General features: G+C 42.1%; 17 protein-coding genes, 1 pseudogene and 1 CRISPR repeat array. Of the genes and pseudogenes, 4 read left to right on the top strand and 14 right to left on the bottom strand.

Annotation, left to right across the window (positions count from 1 at the left end; all coding sequences use genetic code 11):
* Nucleotides 1–73 precede the first annotated feature (73 nt).
* Nucleotides 74–1369 (top strand): glutamate-1-semialdehyde 2,1-aminomutase, encoded by a 1296-nt coding sequence (locus tag MHB79_RS04415; RefSeq protein WP_212046471.1) that lies wholly within the window; start codon nucleotides 74–76, stop codon nucleotides 1367–1369.
* Between the two features lie 246 nt (nucleotides 1370–1615).
* The gene (locus tag MHB79_RS04410) at nucleotides 1616–2689 is read left to right on the top strand and encodes an FUSC family protein (protein ID WP_050944721.1); all 1074 of its coding nucleotides are present in this window, start codon (nucleotides 1616–1618) and stop codon (nucleotides 2687–2689) included.
* A gap of 34 nt (nucleotides 2690–2723) precedes the next feature.
* Here the strand turns inward: MHB79_RS04410 and MHB79_RS04405 are convergent, their stop codons facing one another.
* The 10 genes and pseudogenes from MHB79_RS04405 to fabL all read right to left on the bottom strand — a co-directional run bounded on the left by MHB79_RS04405 (nucleotide 2724) and on the right by fabL (nucleotide 12266).
* Nucleotides 2724–3620 carry an ABC transporter permease gene (locus MHB79_RS04405; RefSeq protein ID WP_335365062.1) on the bottom strand — a complete coding sequence of 299 codons (897 nt, stop codon included), beginning with the start codon at nucleotides 3618–3620 and terminating at the stop codon, nucleotides 2724–2726.
* A 17-nt stretch (nucleotides 3621–3637) separates the two neighbouring features.
* Entirely contained in the window at nucleotides 3638–4639 is a 1002-nt protein-coding gene (locus MHB79_RS04400; RefSeq protein WP_003217874.1) for an ABC transporter permease, read from the bottom strand.
* A 60-nt stretch (nucleotides 4640–4699) separates the two neighbouring features.
* Nucleotides 4700–6286, bottom strand: a complete 1587-nt coding sequence (locus tag MHB79_RS04395) for an ABC transporter substrate-binding protein (protein ID WP_044139669.1) — start codon at nucleotides 6284–6286, stop codon at nucleotides 4700–4702.
* Nucleotides 6261–7238 (bottom strand): ABC transporter ATP-binding protein, encoded by a 978-nt coding sequence (locus tag MHB79_RS04390; protein ID WP_340989139.1) that lies wholly within the window; start codon nucleotides 7236–7238, stop codon nucleotides 6261–6263. The genes MHB79_RS04395 and MHB79_RS04390 overlap by 26 nt, the downstream gene beginning before the upstream one ends.
* A complete protein-coding gene (locus MHB79_RS04385) occupies nucleotides 7207–8229 on the bottom strand; it encodes an ABC transporter ATP-binding protein (RefSeq protein ID WP_340989137.1) in 1023 nt (340 codons plus the stop codon). Before MHB79_RS04385 ends, MHB79_RS04390 begins: the two co-directional genes overlap by 32 nt.
* Nucleotides 8230–8341: 112 nt before the next feature.
* Nucleotides 8342–10084 carry an ABC transporter ATP-binding protein gene (locus MHB79_RS04380; RefSeq protein WP_340989135.1) on the bottom strand — a complete coding sequence of 581 codons (1743 nt, stop codon included), beginning with the start codon at nucleotides 10082–10084 and terminating at the stop codon, nucleotides 8342–8344.
* A 95-nt stretch (nucleotides 10085–10179) separates the two neighbouring features.
* Nucleotides 10180–10710: a nucleoside tri-diphosphate phosphatase gene (ntdP, locus tag MHB79_RS04375; protein ID WP_003217818.1), complete on the bottom strand. Its 531-nt coding sequence runs from the start codon at nucleotides 10708–10710 to the stop codon at nucleotides 10180–10182.
* Nucleotides 10711–10857: 147 nt separating this feature from the next.
* Nucleotides 10858–11118: a YgaB family protein gene (locus tag MHB79_RS04370; protein WP_113386875.1), complete on the bottom strand. Its 261-nt coding sequence runs from the start codon at nucleotides 11116–11118 to the stop codon at nucleotides 10858–10860.
* 174 nt (nucleotides 11119–11292) lie between these two features.
* Nucleotides 11293–11439, bottom strand: a pseudogene (locus MHB79_RS04365) (gamma-type small acid-soluble spore protein); the annotation flags it as partial.
* 74 nt (nucleotides 11440–11513) lie between these two features.
* Nucleotides 11514–12266, bottom strand: a complete 753-nt coding sequence (fabL, locus tag MHB79_RS04360) for an enoyl-[acyl-carrier-protein] reductase FabL (RefSeq protein ID WP_003217873.1) — start codon at nucleotides 12264–12266, stop codon at nucleotides 11514–11516.
* 81 nt (nucleotides 12267–12347) lie between these two features.
* Here fabL and MHB79_RS04355 point away from each other — a divergent pair, with 81 nt between their 5' ends.
* Nucleotides 12348–12572, top strand: a complete 225-nt coding sequence (locus MHB79_RS04355) for a hypothetical protein (protein WP_003217808.1) — start codon at nucleotides 12348–12350, stop codon at nucleotides 12570–12572.
* Here MHB79_RS04355 and mutY read toward each other — a convergent pair.
* On the bottom strand, nucleotides 12559–13659 hold the full coding sequence (gene mutY, locus MHB79_RS04350; RefSeq protein ID WP_340989133.1) for an A/G-specific adenine glycosylase: 1101 nt from the start codon (nucleotides 13657–13659) through the stop codon (nucleotides 12559–12561). The genes MHB79_RS04355 and mutY overlap by 14 nt on opposite strands.
* 191 nt (nucleotides 13660–13850) lie before the next feature.
* On the opposite strand from mutY, the gene MHB79_RS04345 reads away from it, so the two are divergent.
* A complete protein-coding gene (locus tag MHB79_RS04345; RefSeq protein WP_106036204.1) occupies nucleotides 13851–14831 on the top strand; it encodes a metal-dependent hydrolase in 981 nt (326 codons plus the stop codon).
* A gap of 663 nt (nucleotides 14832–15494) precedes the next feature.
* Nucleotides 15495–16387: direct repeats of the CRISPR family, unit length 32 nt; unit sequence ATTTCAATCCACGCACTCATGTAGAGTGCGAC.
* Nucleotides 16388–16562: 175 nt separating this feature from the next.
* On the opposite strand, the gene cmr6 is transcribed toward MHB79_RS04345, so the two are convergent.
* From cmr6 to cmr4, 3 genes are read right to left on the bottom strand one after another with little or no spacing between them, the layout of a single operon-like run.
* The gene (gene cmr6 / locus MHB79_RS04340; protein WP_340989130.1) at nucleotides 16563–17339 is read right to left on the bottom strand and encodes a type III-B CRISPR module RAMP protein Cmr6; all 777 of its coding nucleotides are present in this window, start codon (nucleotides 17337–17339) and stop codon (nucleotides 16563–16565) included.
* Nucleotides 17336–17704 carry a type III-B CRISPR module-associated protein Cmr5 gene (gene cmr5 / locus MHB79_RS04335; protein ID WP_066031134.1) on the bottom strand — a complete coding sequence of 123 codons (369 nt, stop codon included), beginning with the start codon at nucleotides 17702–17704 and terminating at the stop codon, nucleotides 17336–17338. Before cmr5 ends, cmr6 begins: the two co-directional genes overlap by 4 nt.
* Nucleotides 17701–18570 (bottom strand): type III-B CRISPR module RAMP protein Cmr4, encoded by an 870-nt coding sequence (gene cmr4, locus MHB79_RS04330; protein ID WP_223251329.1) that lies wholly within the window; start codon nucleotides 18568–18570, stop codon nucleotides 17701–17703. Before cmr4 ends, cmr5 begins: the two co-directional genes overlap by 4 nt.
* Between the last annotated feature and the right edge of the window lie 3 nt (nucleotides 18571–18573).

Here is an 18573-nt window from a genome sequence, read left to right as displayed (position 1 = left end):
CAACTAAGGACGCTTGCATCGGCATGTTAAAATAATGATAGACGACGTGATACGTTGAGATAGGAGGCTATTTATGAAATTCACAGAATCAGAAAAATTACATCAAGAGGCGCTGGAGCATATTGTTGGAGGTGTCAACAGCCCGTCTCGTTCATATAAGGCAGTAGGCGGCGGTTCACCCGTGGCTATGGAAAAAGGAGAAGGCGCTTATTTTTGGGATGTTGACGGAAATCGCTATATCGATTATCTAGCAGCATACGGCCCAATTATTACAGGACATGCCCACCCTCATATTACAAAAGCGATTACAAAAGCGGCTGAATCAGGTGTCCTTTACGGAACGCCAACGAAGCATGAAGTCACTTTTGCTAAAATGCTGAAGGAAGCCATGCCTGCTTTAGACAAGGTTCGCTTTGTCAATTCAGGTACTGAAGCGGTGATGACAACGATTCGTGTCGCACGTGCATATACAGGCAGAACAAAGATCATTAAGTTTGCCGGATGCTATCACGGTCACTCTGATCTTGTACTTGTGGCAGCTGGCTCTGGTCCATCCACTTTAGGAACCCCTGATTCAGCAGGCGTTCCTAAGAGCATCGCCAATGAAGTGATTACCGTTCCATTTAATGATATTGACAGCTACAAAGAAGCATTGGATCGATGGGGTGATGAAGTCGCAGCTGTCCTTGTCGAGCCGATTGTCGGGAACTTCGGCATCGTGGAGCCTAAGGATGGTTTCCTGCAGCAGGTCAATGACCTCACTCATGAAAAGGGCGCACTTGTGATCTATGATGAAGTGATTACAGCTTTCCGCTTTATGTACGGAGGCGCACAGGACTTACTTCAAGTAAAACCTGACCTCACTGCATTAGGAAAAATCATTGGCGGCGGACTTCCAATCGGTGCTTATGGCGGTAAAAAAGAAATTATGGAGCAAGTCGCTCCTCTTGGACCAGCCTATCAAGCTGGCACGATGGCAGGAAATCCTGCCTCCATTCTTTCTGGTATTGCCTGCTTGGAAGTGTTAAAACAAGATGGTGTTTACGAGCATCTTGATCAGCTTGGCGCTATGCTAGAAGAAGGCATTTTAGCCCATGCAAAAAAACATCAAGTAGATATTACAGTGAACCGCTTAAAAGGGGCTCTCACTGTCTATTTCACAAAAGAAACCATTGTGAACTATGAACAGGCTGAAAATACGGATGGCGAAATGTTCGCTCGCTTCTTTAAATTAATGCTTTCGCAAGGGATTAACCTCGCTCCTTCTAAATATGAAGCTTGGTTCTTAACGATTGCACATACTGAAAAAGATATTTCCGAGACGCTGCAAGCAGTAGATCATGCGTTTGAACAGTTGAAACAATCATAATAGGGTCAAAAACAGGCGTAAAAAAATGCGCCTGTTTTTTTATTTATCAGCTCTTGTTTGTCAAAAGCGTGTGAATCTGTTACATTTCTTCTCAATACCTTCTTTTGATGTTTTCATGAACTTTCAAAAATCACTTGAATATTTCGGAAGACCGCTGTATATTACTTAGTTGTTCATCAAAATATTTATAATAAATGACGAGTGATCATCTATTATCTAAAAGAAAGGAATGCAGGGACAAAACCAATGAAACTTGGAGCCCGTATTTTAAAAACCGGTATTGCCATTGTACTCGCGCTTTACCTGGCAACATGGCTTGGGTTGCCAACGCCCGTCTTCGCGGGAATTGCAGCTGTATTTGCTATCCAGCCATCTATTTATCGATCTTTTTTAACGATTGTTGATCAAGTGCAAGCCAATATTATTGGAGCAGCACTTGCCATTACGTTCGGTCTGCTTTTTGGCACTGGACCAGTCATTATCGGTTTAACCGCCGTCATGGTCATCGCCATTAATTTAAAGCTGAAGATTGAACACACGATTCCAATTGCACTTGTAACCGTCATTGCGATTTTAGAAAGTGCAGGGGATCATTTCCTTTCCTTTGCCTTAATTCGAACAGCTACTGTGGTGTTAGGAGTTCTTTCTTCATTTTTAGTGAATTTAATCTTCCTGCCGCCAAAGTATGAAACAAAGCTTGTTCATCACATTATGGAAAATACGGAGGAGATTTTAAAATGGATCCGTCTGAGCTCCAGACAGTCTACTGATCATTCCATTTTAAAGGATGACATCGATCAAATAAAAGAACGCATGATCAAATTAGATCACATTTACTTGTTATACAAAGAGGAACGAAGCTATTTAAAGAAAACAACCTATGTAAAATCAAGAAAGCTCGTTTTGTTCAGACAGGCCATTATGACATCGAATCGTGCCCTGTACTTGCTGAAAAAGCTTCATAAATTAGAAAATGAAATTCATTTGATGCCAGAGCATTTCAAGGAAAGCTTAACAGATGAAATTGATTACTTACTGTATTGGCATGAGCGCACCTTGATGAAATTCGTCGGTAAAATGAAGCCGCAGGACGATGAATTTCAAAATGAATGCTCTCTTCGCCTTGAAACGTTAACGAAATCATTTATCCAGCATCAGCAAAACCAAGAAAACGACTTGCTCGATTACAATATGCTGAATGTCATGTCCAGCATCATCGAATACCGTGATGAACTAGAGCATTTAGATACATTGATTACAAGCTTCCAGACGTATCACCCAAAAGACAGTGAAATTGAGACAGATGAAAAAGAAGCATAAATAGAAAAGACCAGACCGATTCCAAGAATCGGTCTTATTTTATTTTCTTCATTTTAGGATCCAGTGTGTCTCTTAATCCATCTCCCATCAGGTTAAAGCCCAAAACTGTCAGCATGATCGCTACACCTGGGAAAATTAATGTCCAAGGGGCTTGAACGAGATAAGGTCTTGCATCGGCAAGCATTTTCCCCCACTCTGGGCTTGGTGCCTGTGCACCCAATCCTAAAAAGCCTAAAGCCGCTGCTTCGATAATCGCTGTTCCGATCGCAAGCGTCGCTTGTACGATGACCGGCACCATACTGTTTGGCAGAATGTGACGCAGTACGATGCGGCGGTGTGACATCCCAACCGCCTTTGCTGCTAGCACGTATTCTTCTTGTTTAATACTCAGCACTTTTGAACGAACGAGCCGTCCAAAGGTTGGGACATTAATAATCGCAATGGCAATAAGGGCATTTTGTAAGGAGGGGCCTAAGATAGAGACGATCGCAATCGCCAGTAGAATACTAGGAAAAGCGAGTAAAATATCAAACACTCTCGAGATCACAGCATCTAGCACTCTTCCGCCATAGCCTGCAATCAATCCAAGCAGTGTGCCTAAAATGACAGACCCGAGAACCGAGAAGAAACCAACCCATAAGGAAATCCGCGCGCCATGCACAACTCTTGAAAATATATCTCTGCCGAAATCATCTGTACCAAACCAGTGCGCAGCTGATGGTGCACTAAATCGCTCACCGAGAGATTGTTCATTGATTCCAAAAGGAGCAATGAGCGGTGCAAATATCGCTAAAATGAGAAATAAAAAGACAATCACACTGCCAATGAACGCCAGCTTGTGCTGAAAGAACAGTTTCATCGATTCAAGAATCAATGATTGAGAGCGTTCTTCTTTTGGTTGAGGTGGTTCAAACTCTTTTTGTGCTTCCATGTGATCACTCTCCCTCCCTAATATTTAATCCTTGGATCAATGACCGCATACAAGATATCCACAATGAAGTTGATCAGGACAAATATGAGCGCAACGACGAGAATGCCAGTTTGAATGACTGGGTAATCACGATAGCTGATGGCGTCATATATATACCGCCCAATGCCCGGCCATGCAAAAATGGTCTCTGTTAAAATGGCCCCGCCTAGCAAGAGGCCTGTCTGAAGACCAATAATCGTCAAGATCGGAATAAGCGCATTTTTCAACCCATGCTGATAAATGATGAAAAATGAACGTACTCCTTTTGCTTTTGCTGTTCGAATAAAGTCTGAATGAAGCACTTCCAGCATACTTGCCCTTGTTATCCTTGCAATAATCGCAGCAGGGATTGTAGCAAGTGCTGTACTTGGTAAGATCAAATGCTTGATGCTGTCAGTGAATTGATCAAACCGGCCTTGCAAAAGCGTGTCCAGCGTATGAATATAGGTGATTGATTCCACTGGATTTCTGACGTTTTCACGTCCCGTTGTCGGTAAAATACCTAATTCAATCGAGAACAGCCACTGCCCCATTAAGCCTAACCAGAAAATCGGCATGGACACTCCAATGAGTGCAATAAACATCGCGACATAATCAAAGAAAGAATGTTTAAACCAAGCACTGATGATTCCAGCATTAACCCCCACAACGATCGCCAGCACCATGGCAAAAAAGGTCAATTCTAACGTCGCAAATAAGTATGGCTTCATTTCCTGGGCAATAGCCGCTCCTGTTCGTATCGAAGTCCCTAAATCCCCTTTTAAAAGGCCCAGCATGTAATGTCCGTATTGAACATACCAAGGCTGATTTAAACCGAGCTGGATGGTTAACTGTTCTACTGCTTCTTTCGTTGCCCGCTGTCCTAAGATGACCTGTGCTGGGTTTCCTGGAATAAACCGTATAATTGAAAACACGACCAATGTCATTCCGATCAATACTGGGATGAGCATTCCTGCCCGCTTCATACAATAAGCAAACAAACAGCTTTCACCGCCTTTTCTTTGTTTGAATAAGGGAGATACAAGATCTCCCTTATTTGCTTATTCGAAATACACGTCAGTCAAAGCTTCTGAACCAGTTGGATGCGGCTGGTAGCCTTTTAAATCACTAGATGCTGCAAGCATTGGGATGGAATGCACCAATGGAATCCAAGGTGCTTCATCATGAATGATTTCTTGTGCTTTTTTATATAGCTCATTTCGTTTCTTTTGATCTGTGTCTGTTTGCGCTTCAATGAGGATGTCATGCATTTTATCGTTTTCGAAGAATGTATAGTTGTTGCCGCCAATGCTGTCTTTGTCCAAAAGTGTGTAGATGAAATTATCAGGATCGCCATTGTCCCCTGTCCAGCCTAATAAGAACACATCAGCTTCCCCTTTACTTGCCTTATCTAAATAGGTCGCCCAGTCGTAAGTCACAATTTCTGCTTTGACGCCGACCTTTTCAAAGTTTGATTGAATGACTTCTGCTACCTTCATCCCATCTGGCATATATGGACGCGGTACAGGCATCGCCCAAAGCTTGATGCGAAAGCCGTCAGGAAAGCCCGCTTCTTTTAAAAGTTCCTTCGCTTTTTCAGGATCATACGGATACGGATCAATGTCGTCATTGTAGCCTTCTAAAGCTGGCGGAAGAGGGTTTTTTGCTGGCTCGGCAAGTCCGCCATAAAATGACTTAATAATGGATTCTTTATCGACCGCGTAATTGAGCGCTTGACGAACGAGCTTGTTATCAAGCGGCTTTCTTGTGACGGTCAGTCCGATATAGCCTACGTTCATTGATGGTCTTTCAATGAGCTGGAGTGCTTGATCCGTTTTAATGCCATCTAAATCTGATGGATTCACGCCATCCATCAAATCGATCTCGCCTGTTTTCAATGCATTTAAGCGAGCCGAGTTTTCTGGGATCGAGCGGAAGATGATTTGATTCAGTTTTGGTTTATCCTTCTGCCAGTAATCTTCGTTCTTTTCTAACACGATACGGTCGTTTTGTTTCCACTCTTTAAATTTGAATGGTCCTGTTCCTACTGGATTTTCGCGAAAGGAATCGCCGCTTTTTTCAACAGCTGCAGGACTCGCGATGCCAAACGGTGACATGGCAATATTTTTAAGGAATGTCGCCTGCGGGCGCTTTAGCTGAAATTCAACTTCATGCTCACCTTTGACGATGATGTCCTTAATCACATGGCCTTTATCTTTTTTATAACCGCCAAACATGCCGTAGTAAGGGAATTTTTCTGCATCACCATTCATCCAGCGGTCAAAGTTGAATTTCACCGCTTCTGCGTTAAAGTCTGTGCCATCGTGAAATTTCACACCTTCTCTTAAGTAGAATGTGTACGATTTTCCGTCCTTTGCAACATCCCAGTCTGTTGCGAGACCTGGATGGATGGTCGTGTCTTTCTCACCGTAATTCAGCAGCTTTTCAAACATATTCTCTGTGACCTTGAAGGTTTCGCCTTCTGTTGTTGTGATTGGATCAAGCGAAGTGGAGTCTCCTCCTCTGCCAAATACGAGGGTGTCTTTTGTTGCCTTCTCTTCTGATGACGGGGCGGACGAGCATCCCCCTAAAAACAGTGCAAGTGCCAGCACAAAAATGAAACTACTGAACAACCATGTCTTCTTCATTGTGTTCCTCCTTTTGATATAAGTAACACGCCGCCGCGTGCCCCGCTTCCTTCTCATACAAAGCAGGTGCTGCTTTTAAGCATTTCTCCCACCTTTTTGGACATCTTTTGTAGAAAGCACAACCGCCGGTTGACGTCATGGCAGACTCTTCTACCGACACATCTTGCGTCTCTAGCACGTGATCCATATGTGGAATGGATTTCAGAAGCAGCGATGTATAAGGATGAAGCGGGCTGTGAAATACGTCTTCGGCAGGTCCCATTTCGACAATGCGGCCAGCATACATGACTGCGATTCGGTCGCTCATATACCTGACAACACCAAGATCGTGAGAAATAAATAGATACGTTAGAGAAAGCGTCTTTTGTAAGTCAAGCATCAAATTCAAAATTTGCGCTTGAACGGATACATCTAAAGCCGAAACGGGTTCATCGGCAATGACAAGACTTGGATGGGTAATGAGTGCTCTAGCAATCCCAATACGCTGCCTTTGTCCACCGCTAAATTGGTGCGCATAACGCTCCCCGTAGGAAGGGTCAAAACCGACAATATGCAACATCTCTTTTACCCGCTTCCGTCTTTCTGCTTTCGTTCCATGTCGATGAACAATGAGCGGTTCCTCTAAAATATCTTTGATTTTCATTCGTGGATTTAATGAAGCGTATGGATCTTGAAAAATCATTTGAATGTCTTTTCTTAAAGAACGCATCTCTCTTTCTTTCAAAAGAGTAACCTCTTGCCCTTTCATTTGAATAGAGCCTGACGTCGGTTCAGTCAATCTCATTAAGCTTTTGCCAAGTGTTGATTTCCCGCAGCCCGATTCACCAACAATGCCAAGCGTTTCCCCCTCCTTCACATGAAAGGACACTTGATTTAAAGCCAAAGTCGAATGGTTTTTTTTAGAAAAAAAAGCGGCTGTGTCATACCGTTTTGTCAGCTGATTCACTTGCAAGAGTGGGTGACTCAGTGTCTTCTCCTCCTTCCATTAGAAAGCATGCCACGCGGTGATCCTGTTCAATGGATTGTAAAACTGGATCTTCTTCAAGACATTGCGCCATTTGATAAGGGCAGCGCGCGGCAAATTGACAGCCGGATCGAATGGTCCCAGGCTTCGGTACATGGCCTGCAATAGAGATGAGCTTTTCTTTTTTCTCTTTAAACGATGGGACTGAGGCGAAAAGACCTTTTGTGTAGGGATGCAGAGGTTTTTGAAAAATACGGTCAACGGTTCCTTCTTCTACGATTCGACCGGCATACATAATCATGACTCGCTGGCATATTTGCCGCACGACACCTAGATCATGGGTAATAAATAAGATCGCGGTGTCCATCTCTTCATTCAGCTTTTTGAGCAGGCGAAGGATTTGCGCTTGGATGGTCACATCAAGTGCAGTTGTTGGTTCATCTGCGATCATGAGCTTTGGGTGACAAAGCATCGCCATCGCAATCATCACACGCTGGCGCATGCCACCTGATAATTCATGCGGGTATTTTTTAAGCAACGATTCGGCTTGCTTCAATCCAACTGTCTGAAGCAGATCAACCGCCTTCGCTTTTGCTTCTTTTTGACCGATTGCTTGATGTGTGAAAAGGGCTTCCGTCATTTGTTTGCCGATGGTCATTAATGGGTTCAGAGAGGTCATTGGTTCTTGGAAAATCATCGAAATGTCATTTCCTCTTATTTCTTGCCACTGTTTTTCTGAAAGCGACAGCAGGTTTAGCCCTTCGAATTGGATCTCTCCCGTTGTGTCTGTTTGCTGGTTCAGTCCCATTAATGACATAGATGTGATACTTTTCCCGCAGCCAGATTCGCCAACAATTCCTAAGGTTTCTCCTTTTTGAATCGAGAACGATATGTGATGGACGATGGGTACTTTTTGCTTTTTTTGCTGGAATGCAATGGACAGCTGTTTGACATCTAGCAGCACGTCTTGTTCTTTCACATATTCACCACCCCGTCATACTTTTTAAAATTGTATTGAGACAAGCTGGGAAATATGTCATGTTTTTGACAAGCATAAAAAAGCCTATCCGCTAGAATCGGATAGGCTTCTACTAATTTAATGTTTGAATGGTAAATAGATGGCGATAGTGGCTGTCTCTGTTCATTAATTCTTCGTGTGTTCCTTTTTCCACAATCTCGCCTTGTTCCATGACGACAATAAGGTCAGCATGTGTAATTGTTGATAAGCGGTGCGCGACAATAAAGGTTGTGCGGTCCTTTGCTAGCTTTTGCATCGCTTCTTGAATGTAATGTTCACTTTCTAAATCTAGTGCAGACGTTGCTTCATCTAAAATCAACAGCGGTGGATTTTTTAGAAAGACCCTTGCAATGGAAATCCGTTGTTTTTGACCACCTGACAGCTTCACGCCCCGTTCTCCTACCTTCGTGTCATATCCTTCAGGAAGAGACATGATAAAATCATGGGCATTTGCCGCTTTTGCAGCCGAAACGATTTTTTCAAAAGAGGCTTCTGGGTCTCCAACCGCAATATTTTCTTTAATCGTGTCACTGAATAAGAATGTATCCTGCAGCACCATTCCGACTTGATTTCGAAGGCTTCTTGCTCTGTACTCTTTTATATCAATGCCGTCAATTTCAAGTGACCCGTTTGTCACATCATAAAACCTTGGAATTAAGCTGACGAGAGTCGACTTCCCTCCACCGCTCATTCCTACAAGCGCAACCGTTTGTCCTTTTTCTACTTTCAAGGAGATATTGCGGAGAATCTCTTCCTGCGTGTGTTCATAACGAAACGATACATTTTTAAATTCGACCTCTCCTTTTAAATGATCGGCTTCTTTCGCATTCGACCGATCTGTTACCTCGTATGGCTCATCAATAAATTCAAAGATACGATCCATTGACGCTACTGACTGAGTTAAAGTCGTGGATGAGTTTATGAGGCGGCGAATCGGGTTGTACATCCGGTCAATATAACCGACAAAGGCAATCATGGTCCCGATCGAAAGTGATCCATTAATGACGGTGTAGCCAGCAAATGCAATGATCAATAGCGGTGCAATATCAGTAATGGTATTGACGACGGCAAATGTTTTAGCGTTCCAATTCGTGTGATTGATCGCTTTGTTTAAGAAATTTTTGTTTTCATCATGAAAATTCTCTTGTTCATATTCTTCAATGGCAAAGCTCCGAATGACTGGCATTCCTTGTACCCGCTCATGAAGATGCCCTTGCACTTCAGCCAGCGCCTGTGACCGCTCTTTTGTCAGCTTGCGGAGCCGTCCGTAAAAATACTTCACTGCAAACGCATATAACGGAAAAATAATGACAGACACGATGGTGAGCTTGATGTCCAGTGTACACATAATGGCGATCACGATCAGCACGGTCATCAAATCTAGCCAAATGTTCATAAGACCTGTGATGACAAACTCTTTTGTCTGCTCCACATCGTTGATGACTCTAGAAATGATTTCTCCTGTTCTCGTGTTAGCATAATAACGAAGGCTGAGCTTTTGAATATGCGAAAACAGCTTTTCCCGAATATCAAATAATACTTTACTGCCTGTCCACTGCGCATAGTATTGTCTATAGTATTCAACAGGCGGTCTCATCACTAAAAATAAGACGAGCATGATTCCCATAATCATCAGTAGAGATGATGTCTTTTCTTCAGCCGACCCCGTGCCTTGAATGACATCATCAATGACATACTTTAAAAGCAGAGGCAATGTTAAGGGAATCGAGAACTTGATCATCCCGATGACCATTGTCAATGCAATCTGTTTTTTATACGGTGTAACAAAAGCCATGTACCGTTTAATGACCCCCATGTAAATCTCCTTCCCAATCTATCAGTGCCTCTTATCCGTACGCAATCAAAAACCTGTTAGCCTAAAAAGCCAAACAGGTTTTTTGATGCTCTTGCTTATTTTGTATAATGTAAAAAACGTTCATACCACATATCCACAAATTCAGGAGCAAACGGACCTTTCCGCTGGTGAATCCAATGCAATAATGTATTCAGATGCTCTCTTAAGATACTATCAATTTCCTTTGGATAATTCATCTGCCTCTTATGATCTGCATATTCATCCTCATCCAAAATATTATACGTCATGTCTGGAAAGACTTTGACATCTAAGTCGTAATCAATATACTTAATTGCTTCTTCATCTGTTGCAAAAGGAGAGCTGATGTTGCAGTAATAATATACCCCATCATCTCTAAGCATCCCAATCACATTAAACCATTGTTTTGCATGGAAATAGCAAATAGCCGGTTCTCTCGTCATCCAAGTACGGCCGTCGGATTCAGTCACCATTGTCCGGTCGTTTGCACCAATGATACACAATTCCGTTGCTTTCAGAATGGTGGTTTCATTCCAAATCCTGTGGATCAAGCCATTGTGTTTATAGCTTTGAATTTGGATGCTTTCTCCTTCCTTGGGATAGCCCATATTTTCTCCCCTACTTTCTATAACAAACAAACATAACAGTCCAAAGACCTAATTTCCCAGCTAAACATGTCTCTATCATATTATACCGTTACATCATTAAAAAATGAAATGAAAAAGCCATTCAACCCAATTGAACGGCACACTGTCTTACATCACGGTTGAACTCTTTTCCATCTGCTTATATGAATTGATGACCTCTTCTGTCTGTTTTGTAAACAAGGTTTGGATTTTTTGCAGTTCCTTACGTTTCTGTTTGATTTGATCATGAAGCCTAGTCCACTCTTCTTTTTTTTCATCTTGCAGCAATTGTTTTTCTGTTTCTAAGCATAGATCGAGTTCTCCCTGTACATTGAGCAGTTGATCCATGAGCTGCATTTGTTCTTTTACAAGCTGATCGAAATCAGACATCTAACTCCTCCCTTTTATTTTCATCCACTTTTTGTCTGTATACCATTTCTTGAAAGATTGCCGAAATCCTTTGACTGTTTATGTAGAGGCTTTACAGGTTTTGTCGGATGGTGGGGAGAGGCAAAAAGAAAAGCACTTCATTCGTAGATGAAGTGCTTTCCTCTGTTTCAGTGATTAGCTGTTTTGTTGTTTGTTTTGCTCAGCTTTTTGGTTGTATTTTTTTACTTGCTGTGCGTCAGTCTCGCTAGCAAATTCAGTACCATATTGACCTTGAGCAGTAGCTTGGTTTTGTTTTTTCACTTGTTGTGCGTTTGTTTTGTTTTGTTGTTTATCCATCATTATCACCTCCACGCACATTAATTTGTGCAGAAGGTGCAAATCCTATTCATGATTTTTTAAACAAGCAAAGAACGTCCGCCATCTACAATGATGGTTTGTCCTCTAATCATGTCTGCTTTGCCTGATACAAGAAATTCGACGCTGTCGACCATGTCTTTAATTTCTACCATTCGGCCAGCAGGAGTGTTTTTCTTGGCGTCTTCTAAAAGCTCTTCTCGGTTCGGGAAGTGCTTAAGTGCATCTGTATCGATCGCGCCGCCAGATACAGCATTCACGACAATATTTTTTTGTGACAGCTCAACGGATAGATAACGCGTCAATGCTTCTAATGCTGCTTTTGATACGCCGACTACTGTGTAATTTTCAAGGTAGCGAATAGAGCCAAGTGAGCTAATGCTGACGATATGTCCGCCGCCGTTTTTCTCCATTAGTTTCGCCGCTTCTTGTCCGCAGAATAACAAAGCTTTCGCATTGATATTCATCGTCCAGTCCCAATGATTTTCTTCAAGGTCCATGATTGGACGCTGAACACCAGATGCCGCATTGTTCACAAATATATCTAGACGGCCAAAGGTTTCGTCGATTTGCTGAAACATATCTTTGATTTTCTCTGGCTGACCTACATTGGCTTTGACAACCAATGTTTTTACACCCATCGCTTCAATTTCTTCCGCTGTTTCAAGTGCGGCTTTTTTGCTTCTCGCATAGTTAATGACAATGTCATATCCTTTTTCAGCTAGGCGAAGGGCTACTTCTTTCCCTACACCTCTACTACTGCCTGTAATTAATGCACATTTACGTTGACTCATTATGGTTCATCTCCTGATTTGAATAGTTTTCGTCCATTCGCTTCACACTAATAGGAAAGTTCCTATTAGGAGGTTACATTCATGTATGTCGGACGCGATTTAAGCCAGCTTGGCATGATGTCCAAGGATCAATGGAAAGATACTGAGCTTGCTTACTTTCATCATGCTTTCCAACAAATTTTACCTTATTTAAACGAAGAAGGGCAATCTAAGTATCGAGAAATCATTTCAGAAATCGAAGACCGTGGGGGGCTGCACCGAAATGAAGCCGATTATACCCACGGTACAACGGTTAAATACGACTAGGCTCTTCAAGTGCCATCTTCCAAATTTTTTGGTGTGAGACTGGCAAAGCATATGCCTTAAATTCTTCTGTTGTCACTTTTTTCAGCATCGTGTCATCAGATACAGAGGTCACACGTCCAAAGAAAACAGAAATATTCCAGATGAGGTGGGTAAATACATGCTGAATGGTGCCTTCTAAATCACCAAGCTCTGCTTGTACACCTGCCTCCTCTTTTAAGAAATCCATTAGCTGCTCTTTTTCCGTTTTTCTTCCCTTTATGGTTTCCAAGTTAGGGAATTCCCATAAATTCGCAAGAAGGCCTGTACTTGGCCGCTTATGAATATAGAGGTTGCCTGCATCATCAAATAACACCACTGCTGCCATTGATTTTGCAGTCGGTTTTTTCTTTTTGCTTTTCACTGGGAGCTCATGCTGAACGCCTTCCTCGAGTGCCGAGCAATGCATGTTCACAGGGCAAATGAGACATGCAGGGGATGTTGGGGTGCAAATGAGCGCACCTAACTCCATTAGCCCTTGATTGAATTCAGACGGCTTTTCCCGGGAAATGAGCTGATCGACAGCAAATTCGAAAGTGTTTCTCGTTTTTGGTTTTGCAATATCATCCCATATGGACAAAATACGGGAAATAACCCTCATAACGTTGCCGTCTACCGCAGGGTACGGCTTGTTATAGGCGATACTCAGCACTGCGCCGCTCGTATATGGGCCTACACCTTTGAGCTTTGAAAACTGCTCTTTCGTATCAGGGACAACACCCTCGTAGGATTCATATACTTCTTTCACAGCTGCCTGTAAATTACGCACTCTTGAGTAGTAGCCAAGACCTTCCCATGCTTTCATGACCTTTTCTTCATCAGCTAAAGCAAGATCCTTCACCGTCGGGAATTGCTCCATAAACCGGTTGAAGTAAGGAATGACCGTATCCACTCTCGTTTGCTGAAGCATCACTTCTGATACCCAGACGCGGTATGGATCTTGATTTTCACGCCACGGAAGTGTTCGTTGTTCTTTTTCATACCAATTAATTAAATCATGCTGAAAGCCCGCAATATCTTTGCGGTCCAGCTTTTCTTGAATGTCTTTCATATCTATACTCCTTCTCATTGAACCGAGGGCTAACGTTCTGAAAAGAACCTTATTTGTTGTATACTGTTTGTAGATACGTTAACATGTTACATTAAATCAAGACAAAGCAAAAGTGCTTTTGCACATAGTCTTGAAAGAAGGCGTATACTTTGTATGATTGTTCCTAAGCATGACAACTAGGAGGTAATCAATTGGATACTGGTACTCATGTAGTAATGGGCATTTCTCTTGGGGGACTTGCACTTTTAGATCCAGCCGTCAGCGCAGATCCACACATGGCACACGCCGTGATGATCGCGACCATCGCCGGCTCCCAAGCACCAGACATTGATACTGTGCTAAAACTAAAAAATAATGCGGTTTATATAAGAAATCACCGAGGATTTACACATTCCATTCCGGCTGTACTGTTTTGGTCATTGCTGATTCCGGCTGTGATTTTCCCATTTGTGCCAGGGGCGAATTTACTTCACCTCTGGTTATGGACCCTATTAGCCGTTGTGCTTCATGTGTTTGTCGATATTTTCAATGCATATGGCACGCAGGCCATTCGTCCATTTTCGAAGAAGTGGGTAGCGCTTGGGATCATTAATACGTTTGATCCGTTTATCTTTTTTACACACCTTGTCGCCATTGTCGTATGGGCGATTGGCGGGCATCCCGGCTATACGTTCATCACGCTGTATGCCGTGATTTTCTGTTATTATATCGTCAGGGTCATCATGCAGCTTCAGATCAAACGTCAGCTGCGTGCACGATTTGATGAAATTGAAGACATTATTATTTCGCCTACGATGAAGTTCAGACAATGGCGCATTGCCGTGAAATGTAAATCCTCTTTCCATGTTGGGCGCAGTATGAATGGAGAGGTTGTCATTTTAGACACCTTTAACCGTGTGCCGGTCCCTGATACTGAAATTATGAAAATTGCCAAACAAGATGAAAACATTTCAGCCTTTCTCTCCTTCTCCCCTGTCTACCGGTGGGAAGTAGATAAATACAAGGATCATTACGAGGTGCGGTTCATTGATTTGCGCTACCGCAGCAAAGGTCACTATCCTTTTGTCGCGATCTGCCATATCGACATGGATCATCAAATCAAAAATTCCTATACCGGCTGGATTTTCAGTGAAGAAAAACTGCAAAAAAAATTAAGACTCGGCTCTGTGTGAGCGAGTCTTTTTTTGTTGTGTAGGGCTTGGATTTAGGGGGATAGATATTTGAATTTATGTAATTCGCAGAAACTGTGAACTATGCACTTATGTTGAGTGTAACGACGAGTTACTGCGCTATCTCGATATCCAAGACATTTCAATCCACGCACTCACGTAGAGTGCGACAATACCACTCTTTTGTCATACTAGCGTCAATCGTATTTCAATCCACGCACTCACGTAGAGTGCGACTCTATTCCAATTCTCTATTTCATCATCTGGAATATTATTTCAATCCACGCACTCACGTAGAGTGCGACTCTATTCCAATTCTCTATTTCATCATCTGGAATATTATTTCAATCCACGCACTCACGTAGAGTGCGACTGCGATTTCCGCCCTAATTATAACATTTTTTAGGGAATGATCGTCAAAACCCACAAGTTTCTATATAGAATTTTGTTTTCACCCTTAAAAAATATACATTTTTTCTCATTTTCGTCGAATGAAACGGTGCGAATGTTCCAGGGATTTTATGTTCACCTCACATTCGCACCGACTTTTTCTTAGTATGAAATCTATTTTGAAACTTGTTAATCATACTTCTTTATATTTCATCAACAATTGAATTCAATTAGATTCATGACTACTGAGGCAGAAGGCAGAGTTATGTTTTCGCAATTATTAATCCATCCACTCATGTAGAGTGCGACACCATTTCCTCACGCTGTAAACTCGTTATCCCAAAATTTCAATCCACGCACTCATGTAGAGTGCGACAATAACGAAAGTTGACGATCTCTTGTATCTGTGTATTTCAATCCACGCACTCATGTAGAGTGCGACAGAAGAATCGACCTTGCGCGACCTTTTAGATAAATTTCAATCCACGCACTCATGTAGAGTGCGACCGCAGTAATTGTTACTGATTTAGTTGTAGGTGAGATTTCAATCCACGCACTCATGTAGAGTGCGACGATACAGGGCGGCGCTCACAAGGGAGCTAGTAAGAATTTCAATCCACGCACTCATGTAGAGTGCGACACAATTTGCGTAATACTAAAAGACAAACACAAAAATTTCAATCCACGCACTCATGTAGAGTGCGACCAGCCCCCACCAATATAAGGACCATTCAACAACAATTTCAATCCACGCACTCATGTAGAGTGCGACATTTAGCATCTGGTCTTTGAGCACCAGCAATGAATTTCAATCCACGCACTCATGTAGAGTGCGACTAAAAGAACATTTAAATCATTGTATTGGCTAACAATTTCAATCCACGCACTCATGTAGAGTGCGACATGATAAAAATCCAAACGAACAAACAGATCAAATATTTCAATCCACGCACTCATGTAGAGTGCGACCTTTTCTAATATTGAGCACCAGTCCATTGAATACATATTTCAATCCACGCACTCATGTAGAGTGCGACTCACTGTACCAAAGTGGAAATACATTGGTGATGCATTTCAATCCACGCACTCATGTAGAGTGCGACTCTTGAAAAAATGGTTAAGATCGCAAGACAGCATATTTCAATCCACGCACTCATGTAGAGTGCGACTGCGATTTCCGCCCTAATTATAACATTTTTTAAGGAATGATCGTCAAAACCCTTAAGTTTCTATATAGAAGTTTGTTTTTACCCCTAAAAAATATACATTTTTTCTCATTTTTGTCGAATAAAACGGTGCGAATGTTCCAAGGATTTTATGTTCACCTCACATTCGCACCTAGTCTTATGAAATGACGTTGTCCATTTTAAGTCTTCCATAACCCGCATTTGTTTTAGCGCCGATTCCTTCGTGTTCTAAAGCTCCTAGTAAGATGGTTTTGGCGAGCTCGAGCCATTCCGCTTCTTCTGGTAGATTCTTTTTTGTTTTCAATAGAAGTTGAAAGCGGCCGTTGACCACCGTTAAGAAATGAATCGGTGTTGGTGAGTCATCATCTCGAGGGGCTGGAACACTTCCCCCTTTGTTCATCTTATCTAGCTTGACGCTGTTGTAGTCTGAATGATGTGGTGTCATCACATCCACTTTGAATGCTTCTCCTACCGTCTCTGGCATCATGAGCGCATCATGAAATTCGATGATACCGGCACGTTCGTTTGTGCCAAACAATGTGTTGTAATCACTACCACCTTGTTTTAGTTCTTCAAAGTTTTCACCTAATACAGAGTGGGCATAATGAGAGGCTACGCCTTTTAAAGCTGTTCCTGGTAAATAAGGAATGCCGTATATCGGGTGTAATAACAATCCCGTTTCAAGTACACCCTCTCCTCCATGTCCAATGACTAACGGCGATATGGACTTGACTAGGCATGTGGGGTTCGTATCGGTATAATATTGCTCCACAAATTTTTCATACAATAAGCGATTTTCCCCCCACTGTTTTCGATGTAGACTAATCACATTTTCATAAAATGACTGCTTTTTCGAACTGTCCTTTATGATGTTCGACAATGTAGAACCATCAATCTCCCATTTGCTTTTGTTTAAGGTTAATGACAGATTCATTGGATGTCCTCCACATTTTCCGCCCCTTGTTCCACCTTTAAAATAGATTCCGCATATCTTTTTAACCAAACAGATGCACTTAAAGCTTGTCTTGATTTGATTAAGTAATCTCGATTGGAAGCTGACCAACTTTCTTGTAAATCTAGTGTTTCTTTTATATCCTGAACGAATTGTTGATAAGCATTTCCTTTTTTTGATTTTGCCTCAAAAAATGTAATGGTGAGCCTTAATCCATTTGTTAAGATCATTGAGGCGAATCTGTGACAGAGTTGTCCATATTGATTTGAGAAATTCTCCTCATTCGTTTTGGCATTCATCACATGTTGATACGCTTTCTCAGCATAATGATGTTGAATGAGTTTCATGATCCCTCCCCTCCTGTCATGCGCCAGGATACTCTTCCTTTACCTACGTTTGTGTTTCCACCTAATTGAAGATACATCTGTTTTTCTAGTTGATTTAAAAGTTGATGTCTAACGGATAAATCATTGCTTCCATCGACACGATCACACCACATGAGCCCATAAAATATGGCTTCTGCCGGTACATACTCTTCATACCAGAGAGCTCCTTTACTAACTGTTTGGGTTTCATGATCAATTCTAATACGAGGTGTCACTTCAGAATTCATGGTGACAATGTATTGAAAAACGTCATCACTTACAATCACAAATCGTTCTATCCAAAGAGTTTGTGATTGTTTATCCTCGAATAAAAGTTTGGCCATCTGTTCAGCAAAATCGGTTAGTTGTTGAGATTTTTTCGCTGCCCCTTGGAATTCACCTAGGTATATTTCGTCATTCTCTACTAATTTAGAATTCATGGTGACTAGCGTGCTTGATTCTTCTATGAGATCAGGGATATCCAGCGATACGCCTAATGCTTTTGCATCGCGGGCTAATCTTTTCAATATGAGTGGACTTGCCACATATCCAAATGTACCGTATCTACTCGCCACAGGGAATGAAAATAACCGGCCATCTGTCATGACGACTGCTCCTGCGCTTCCATCTTGATCTCCTTGTGTACCAAATACTTTTTGTACGAATGTGTCTTGTCCTTTCGCGCGATAATGTTCACGCTGCACGCCTTTGATACTGCTTCCAGGTATAATCGGCCATTCTGTTACTTTTTCTCGTTGAATGGGCATATCAATCACGCCAACTCCTTCACCCGCTCCAATATGGAGGGGGGATAAACAATGTATCCAAAACCAACGGCTTGCTTCCATCAT

Origin of the sequence: Bacillus sp. FSL M7-0558 (assembly GCF_038003245.1) — a bacterium.
Taxonomy (GTDB): Bacteria; Bacillota; Bacilli; order Bacillales; family Bacillaceae; genus Bacillus; species Bacillus pumilus.
Note: the sequence above shows the minus strand (reverse complement) of the source record. Positions and strands in the feature narration are given on the sequence as shown.